Raw genomic sequence first — 6,778 nt, forward strand, 5'->3', positions numbered from 1 at the left:
GGGAGCGGGCTTCGTCAGCGATAGCCTCGTGCCTTTCGGTTCGCTGCGAAGAGCGCGCCGGAGCGGGCTTGTAGGAGCGAGCTTGCTCGCGAACGGTCCGTGGAGCGATGACTCTTGCGTACAACCGAATGAAAAACGCCGCGATGCCTTTCGGCATCGCGGCGTTTCTGTTTCAGCGAGCTGTCAGGTTCAGACCTTGACGACCCAGCCTTCCGGACCTTCCACGTCACCCTTCTGGATGCCGGTCAGCTCTTCGTAGAGGCGACGGGTCACCGGGCCGACGTCTTCGCGGCTGAAGAAGACGTGCAGGTTGTCCTTGTACTGGATGCCGCCGATCGGGGTGATCACCGCGGCGGTACCGCAGGCGCCGGCTTCCTTGAAGCGCGCCAGGTCGTCGATCTGCACGTCGCCTTCGACCACTTTCAGGCCCAGGCGCTGTTCGGCCAGCTGCATCAGCGACAGACGGGTGATGCCCGGCAGCACCGAGCTGGAGCGCGGGGTGACGAACTCGTTGTCGTGGGTGATGGCGAAGAAGTTGGCCGAGCCCACTTCCTCGATGCGGCTGTGGGTGGCCGGGTCGAGGTAGATGCAGTCGGCGAAGCCGTCTTTCTTGGCCTGGGCGCCCGGCATCAGGCTGGCGGCGTAGTTGCCACCGACCTTGGCGGCGCCGGTGCCGTTGGGCGCGGCGCGGTCGTAGGTGGAGATCACGAAGTCATGGGGCTTCATGCCGCCCTTGAAGTAGGCGCCGACCGGGATGCAGAACACCGAGAAGATGAATTCCGGGGCCGGGCGCACGCCGATGTTGTCGCCCACGCCGATCACGAACGGGCGCAGGTACAGCGCGCCGCCGGAGCCGTACGGGGGGATGAAGCGCTCGTTGGCGCGGACCACCTGGCGGCAGGCGTCGATGAACTGCTGTTCGGAAACCTGCGGCATCAGTACGCGGGCGCAACTGCGGGCCATGCGCGCGGCGTTCTGGTCCGGGCGGAACAGGTTGATCGAGCCGTCCTTGCAGCGGTAGGCCTTCAGGCCTTCGAAGCACTGCTGGCCGTAATGCAGGGCCGAGGAGCCTTCGCTGATGTGCAGGGTGTTGTCTTCGGTCAGTTTGCCGTCGTCCCACAGACCATCGCGCCAGTGGGAGATGTAGCGGAAGTCGGTCTTGATGTAATCGAATCCGAGCGCGCCCCAGTCGATGTCTTTCTGTTCCATGGTTGCCTCATTCAATGGGATTGCCTGCGGCCATTCGTCTGCCAGGGCATGGCGGGCGAGCATCCGCATGGTGATTTCGGGACCCTGACGGCGGGCGCTGCCTGAATCACCAGGATTCCGCTACGCGGGGGGAGCGACGTCCCCCGCTTGATGGTACCGCCAGGACTCCACCAGGACTTGCCATGATACCGGCGATATTCGCGGCTGTGGGGGCCTGCCTGCGAATATCGCTGCCATCAGTCGCATCGGGAACCGAGCGACCCCGGTGCGGGGTCGTGGGCGGCAATGCCCTTTCGGGAGGCGGATTCTGCTGTCCGCCTGCGGGCTTCCAGTCGCGCATTCAGCTGAATATGGCAATTATATGAATGCCATTTTGTATGCTGAATATGTTTTCGTCATTCCGGCTGGCTGGAATTTCCCTGGGGGAAGAGCGAACGGCTGATGAAGCGGGCTGTCTCGTGCAGGCTGGCGCCGATCTGCTCGAGCTTCTCGCGCTCATGCTGGGCGCTGATGCCGATGCCGGAAATGATGAAGCGTGGCTGGCGGTCGTGATCGATGATCGCGCTGGCGACCATGCTGACGCCGCGGTAGAGGTGGTCCTGGTCGATGGCCCAGCCGCGCTCCAGGGTGGCGGCGGCATCGCTGCGGTACTCCTCGAAGCTTGGCGGGTTCTCCCAGCGTACACGGGTCAGGCGGCGGCGCAGTTCGTCGTCCGGCAGGTTGCGCAGGCCGGCGATGCAGCGGCCGGCGGCGCCGACCAGTTCCGGCAGGCGCGAGCCGACGGCAACGTTGACGTGCGCCACGGTTGGCGCGGAGACGGCGATGACACGGATGTGGGCGTCGTCGGTGACCTGCCACAGGGTGATCAGGATGTTGTGGCTGGTGCTCAGGCGTTCCAGTTCCGGCTGGATAAGGTCGGCGTAGCTGCGGCCGATGAAGCTCACTGCCAGCTCCGACAGGCCCAGCCCCAGGCGGTAGGTCTTGGTGTCGTTGTCGAACGAGGTCAGTTGCTCGTTGGTCAGGGTGCGCAGGATGTTGAAGGTAGTGCTCGGGCTGACTCCCGTGGCGCGGGCGATGGCGGTTGCGCCCTCGGGGCCTTCGGCATTGGCCAGGTGGCGGAGGATCTGGATGGCGTTCACCACGGCGCCGACATCCTTGGCATTGCCGGTGCGTTTGCTGCTGGCTTCTTCGACGGTTTTTTCAGTGGTCATATTCTGTATTCTGATTGACATTCAGTATTGTGAATGTATTCTGACCCTGCGACGCCTGCAACGGCTTCCGTGAAGCTGGCTTGGCATGGGCGGTAACGCACTTTGCAACAAAGGCAGAACAAGAACAAAGGAGAAACCTCAATGGTGGATTTCCCCGACCGCAGCATGCCAGGGCCCGAGGCGCAGTACCTCGCGTTTCTCGCCCAGGGTCGCTTCATGTTGCAGCGCAGCGCCTCCACCGGCCGGCACGTGTTCTACCCGCGCACCCAGGTGCCCGGCAGCGGCGAAACGGACCTGGAATGGGTTCCCGCCAGTGGCCTGGGCACCCTGTATGCCCTGACCGTCAATCGCGCCCGCAGCGGTGACTACAACGTCGCCCTGATCGACCTGGATGAAGGCGTGCGCATGATGTCGCGTATCGAAGGGCATCTCAGCCTGCCCATTGGCACCCGCGTCAAGGCGCGCATCGCCCAGCAGGAGAGTGGCGCCGTCGTCGTCTTCGAACCTCTCGCGGAGGTGCAGGCATGAGCCAGGTCCTGCGCGGCAAGACCGCCATCGTCGGCATCGGCAGCGCCGGTATCGGCGAAGCCCACGGCTACAGCGCCATGGAACTGCTCGGCCAGGCCTCGATGAAAGCCATCGCCGATGCAGGGCTTGCGCTCTCGGACATCGACGCGGTGTTCTCGGCCACCAGCTCCCACGCCTTCCCGACCCTCTCGGTCTGCGAATACCTGGGCATCAAGCCGAAGTTCGTCGATGGCACCAATGTCGGCGGCTCCAGCTTCGAGCTGCATCTTCTGCAGGCAACTCTGGCCCTGGAGGCCGGCCTGTGTGACGCGGCGCTGATCTGCTACGGCTCCAACCAGCGCACCGCTGGCGGCAAGCTGGTATCGATGAGCGAGCCGCAGTGGCACGAAACGCCCTACCAGCCGCGCCACCCGATCACCGCTTACGCGCTGGCTGCCAGCCGGCACATGCATCAATACGGCACCACCCGCGAGCACCTGGCCGAAGTGGCCGTGGCCGCACGGGGCTGGGCCAACCTCAATCCCGAGGCCTTCGCCCGCGGCCCGCTGAGCATCGATGAGGTGCTCGCTGCGCGGATGGTCAGCGACCCGCTGAGCAAGGCCGACTGCTGCCTGGTCACCGACGGCGGTGGCGCCTGTGTGATGGTGCGCGCCGACCGTGCGCGGGACCTGCCCAGGGCGCCGATCTACTTCATCGGCGCGGCCGGCGCGCAGTGGCACCGCTCCATCGTTGCCATGCCCGATCTCACCGTCACTGCCGCTTCCGAGAGTGGCCCGCGCGCCATGCAGATGGCCGGTGTGAAGCACGCGGACATCGACCTGGTGATGGTCTACGACGCCTTCACCATCAACACCATCCTGTTCCTCGAAGACCTCGGCTTCTGCCCGAAGGGCGAGGGCGGCCGCTTCGTCCAGGGCGGGCGCATCGCCCCCGGTGGTGAGCTGGCGGTGAACACCAACGGCGGCGGGCTGTCCTGTGTGCATCCGGGCATGTACGGCATGTTCCTGATCATCGAGGCGGTTACCCAGTTGCGCCGACAGGCCGGTGAACGCCAGTTGAAGAAGGCCGATATCGCCCTGCTGCACGGCAACGGCGGCACCTTGTCCAGCCAGGTCACCGCGCTGCTCGGCACCCAGAACGTGCTCTGAAATCCGGGCAAGACGCCCTCCCGGTGGCCACCTGCGATAAGCGGGCGGCCCGCCGTGGACGCGTTCGCCCTCGCGCCGGGACGACCTAGTCCGGCACCCGTCATCTGTTCAGGTGGAACGTCATGTCAGTGAGTCACTTGCAACACACAGGCTTCGCCAGCCTTACCCCGCTGATCCAGCCACGCTCGGTCGCCGTGGTCGGCGCTTCCAGCGACCCACACCGCATCGGTGGCCGCCCCATCGCCTACATGCTGCGCAACGGTTTCACCGGCCGCATCCTGCCGGTCAACCCCAATCGCACCGAAATCCAGGGCCTGCCGGCCTACGCCAGTGTCGACGCACTGCCTGAGGCGCCGGACGTGGCGATCATCGCGGTGCCGGCGCCGCAGGTGCTGGAGACCGTCCAGGCACTGGGCCGCAAGGGCGCGCGCAGCGCCATCGTGTTCTCCTCCGGCTTCAGCGAAGTGGGCGAGGAAGGCGTGGCCATGCAGGACGCCATCGTCGAGGCCGCCCGCGCGGCGAACATGCGCCTGCTGGGGCCGAACGCCCTGGGCGTGTTCAACGCCAACCTGGGCTACTACGCCTTCTTCTCCACCAGCCTGGAGCGCGGCATCCCGCTGGCCGGGCGCGTCGGCATCGCCACCCAGTCCGGCGCCTACGGCGCACACCTGCTCGGCCTGTCGCGGCAGCGCGGGCTGGGTACGCCGATCTGCGTCGCCACCGGCAACGAAGCCGATGTCACCCTGGGCGACGCCATCGGCTGGCTGGTGGAATCGCCGGAGGTCGACGTGGTGATGGCCTACGCCGAATCCATCCGCAATGTCGACAGCTTCCTCGCCGCCCTCGAAGCGGCCCATCGCGCCGGCAAGCCGGTGATCCTGCACAAGGTCGGGCGCAGCGAGCTGGGTGGCCGCGCGGCCATGTCGCATACCGCCTCCCTGGCTGGCGACGACAAGGTGCTAGATGCGGTGCTGGCCGACTACGCCGTGGTCCGCGCGCGCACTACCGAAGAGCTGGTGGACATCGCCTACCTCGCCACCCAGCGCATCTACCCGGTGAACAACAGCCTGGGGATGATCACCGTCAGCGGCGGCGCGGGCATCATCGTCAGCGACGCCGCAGAGGACGTCGGCCTGCCCATGCCGCCGATGCCGGAAGCAGCCCAGGCGCGCCTGAAGCAGCGTCTGCACTATGCCTCGCCGCTGAACCCGGTGGACTGCACCGCCCAGGCGCTCAACGACCTGAGCCTGGTGCACGATTTCACCGAGTCCATGGTGGTGGACGGCGGCTATCGTTCGCTGATCGCCTTCTTCACCCAGGCCGGTACCGCCGCTTCCATCGGCCCGCGCCTGGCCGAGCAGTTCGCACGGATCAAGGCTGACCATCCGGACCGTCTGTTCGTGGTCTCGGTGATGGGCGAGGGCGAGGAGCTGGCGCCGTACCAGAAGGCCGGCTTCGCTTTGTTCGAGGACCCGACCCGCGCCGTGCGCGCCATCCAGGCCATGGGCCAGTTGGGCGAAGCGTTCGCCCGGCCGCTGCGCAGCATTCCTGTGCCCGGCGGCGTCGAGCTGCCGGCCAGCACGCCCGGTGAGGCCGAAGCCAAGCAATTGCTGGCGCGCGCCGGCATCGAATCGGCGCCCGAACGTGTGCTGAAGAACGCAGCGGAAGCCGCCGCGTTTGCCGAACAGATCGGCTTCCCGGTGGTGCTGAAAATCGCCTCGGCGGACATCCTGCACAAGTCGGAAATCGGCGGCGTGCTGCTCAACGTCGGCAGCGCCCAGGCCGTGCGCGAGGGCTATGACCTGCTGCTGCAACGCGCTGCCGAACACGCGCCGAACGCTCGCCTCGATGGCGTGCTGGTGGCGCGCCAGCTGCAGGGCGGCGTCGAGTGCTTCATGGGCATCCAGCGCGACCCGCAGTTCGGTCCGGTGGCGGTGTTCGGCCTCGGCGGCATCTTCGTCGAAGTGCTCAAGGACGTGGTGTTCCGCCGCTGCCCGTTCGGCGTCGGCGAAGCCGAGCAGATGATCCGCAGCATCAAGGGCGCGCCGCTGCTGCTGGGCGCCCGTGGTCGCCCGGTGACCGATATCAAGGCCCTGTCGCGCGTTCTCTCGCAGCTCTCGCAATTCGCTGCAGAGGCCGGCCCGCGCCTGCGTTCGGTGGACCTCAACCCGGTCTTCGCCATGCCCGAAGGGCAGGGCGCCTGGGCCGCCGACGCGGTGCTGGAAGTGGAGGAGGTGGCCCATGGCGCTGAATCCTGAGCATCTGCTGAATTACCCGATCCCGGAAGTACGCCAGCGTTTCAGCCGCCACGACAGCGCCTTCTACGCGCTGTCGGTCGGCCTCGGCGCGGACCCGATGGACGAGCACCAGCTGACCTTCGTCGACGCCAATCGCGAGCTGCAAGCGCTGCCCTGCATGGCGGTGGTGCTGGGCCATCCCGGCTTCTGGCTGGGCAACCCGGACACCGGCGTCGATGCCCTGCGCCTGGTCCACGGCGAGCAGAGCATCGAATGGCTCAAGCCGCTGCCGGTGGAAGGCGAAGTGATCGGCCGCACCCGCGTCACCGGGCTGGTCGACAAGGGCGCCGGCAAGGGCGCGCTGCTCTATAGCGAGAAGGTCGTCAGCGATGCGCAGAGCGGCGAGGTGCTGGCGATTGCCCGCGGCACCACCTTMSATCGGAAG

General features: G+C 66.7%; 6 protein-coding genes. 4 read left to right on the top strand and 2 right to left on the bottom strand.

What is annotated here, in order from left to right:
- Positions 1 to 189 precede the first annotated feature (189 nt).
- Entirely contained in the window at positions 190 to 1,209 is a 1,020-nt protein-coding gene (locus A6723_RS10760) for a branched-chain amino acid aminotransferase (RefSeq protein WP_054906784.1), read from the bottom strand.
- A gap of 395 nt (positions 1,210 to 1,604) precedes the next feature.
- On the bottom strand, positions 1,605 to 2,420 hold the full coding sequence (locus A6723_RS10765; protein ID WP_054906785.1) for an IclR family transcriptional regulator: 816 nt from the start codon (positions 2,418 to 2,420) through the stop codon (positions 1,605 to 1,607).
- A 141-nt stretch (positions 2,421 to 2,561) separates the two neighbouring features.
- Here A6723_RS10765 and A6723_RS10770 point away from each other — a divergent pair, with 141 nt between their 5' ends.
- From A6723_RS10770 to A6723_RS10785, 4 genes are all read left to right on the top strand, one after another.
- Positions 2,562 to 2,948, top strand: coding sequence for a Zn-ribbon domain-containing OB-fold protein (locus tag A6723_RS10770; RefSeq protein ID WP_045215066.1), 387 nt, complete (start codon positions 2,562 to 2,564; stop codon positions 2,946 to 2,948).
- Positions 2,945 to 4,096 (top strand): thiolase, encoded by a 1,152-nt coding sequence (locus A6723_RS10775; protein WP_054906786.1) that lies wholly within the window; start codon positions 2,945 to 2,947, stop codon positions 4,094 to 4,096. The genes A6723_RS10770 and A6723_RS10775 overlap by 4 nt, the downstream gene beginning before the upstream one ends.
- A gap of 122 nt (positions 4,097 to 4,218) precedes the next feature.
- Positions 4,219 to 6,354 (top strand): acetate--CoA ligase family protein, encoded by a 2,136-nt coding sequence (locus A6723_RS10780; protein WP_054906787.1) that lies wholly within the window; start codon positions 4,219 to 4,221, stop codon positions 6,352 to 6,354.
- On the top strand, positions 6,338 to 6,778 hold a 441-nt coding region (locus tag A6723_RS10785; protein ID WP_175405537.1), incomplete at its 3' end, for a MaoC family dehydratase N-terminal domain-containing protein. The genes A6723_RS10780 and A6723_RS10785, both read left to right, overlap by 17 nt.

The organism is Pseudomonas sp. AU11447 (assembly GCF_001672555.2).
GTDB lineage: Bacteria > Pseudomonadota > Gammaproteobacteria > Pseudomonadales > Pseudomonadaceae > Pseudomonas > Pseudomonas nitroreducens.

Excerpts from the sequence above, each read along its gene's own strand:
- A6723_RS10760 (WP_054906784.1), bottom strand. The coding sequence starts at position 1,209 with ATGGAACAGAAAGACATCGACTGGGGCGCGCTCGGATTCGATTACATC.
- A6723_RS10765 (WP_054906785.1), bottom strand. The coding sequence starts at position 2,420 with ATGACCACTGAAAAAACCGTCGAAGAAGCCAGCAGCAAACGCACCGGC.
- A6723_RS10770 (WP_045215066.1), top strand. The coding sequence starts at position 2,562 with ATGGTGGATTTCCCCGACCGCAGCATGCCAGGGCCCGAGGCGCAGTAC.
- A6723_RS10775 (WP_054906786.1), top strand. The coding sequence starts at position 2,945 with ATGAGCCAGGTCCTGCGCGGCAAGACCGCCATCGTCGGCATCGGCAGC.
- A6723_RS10780 (WP_054906787.1), top strand. The coding sequence starts at position 4,219 with ATGTCAGTGAGTCACTTGCAACACACAGGCTTCGCCAGCCTTACCCCG.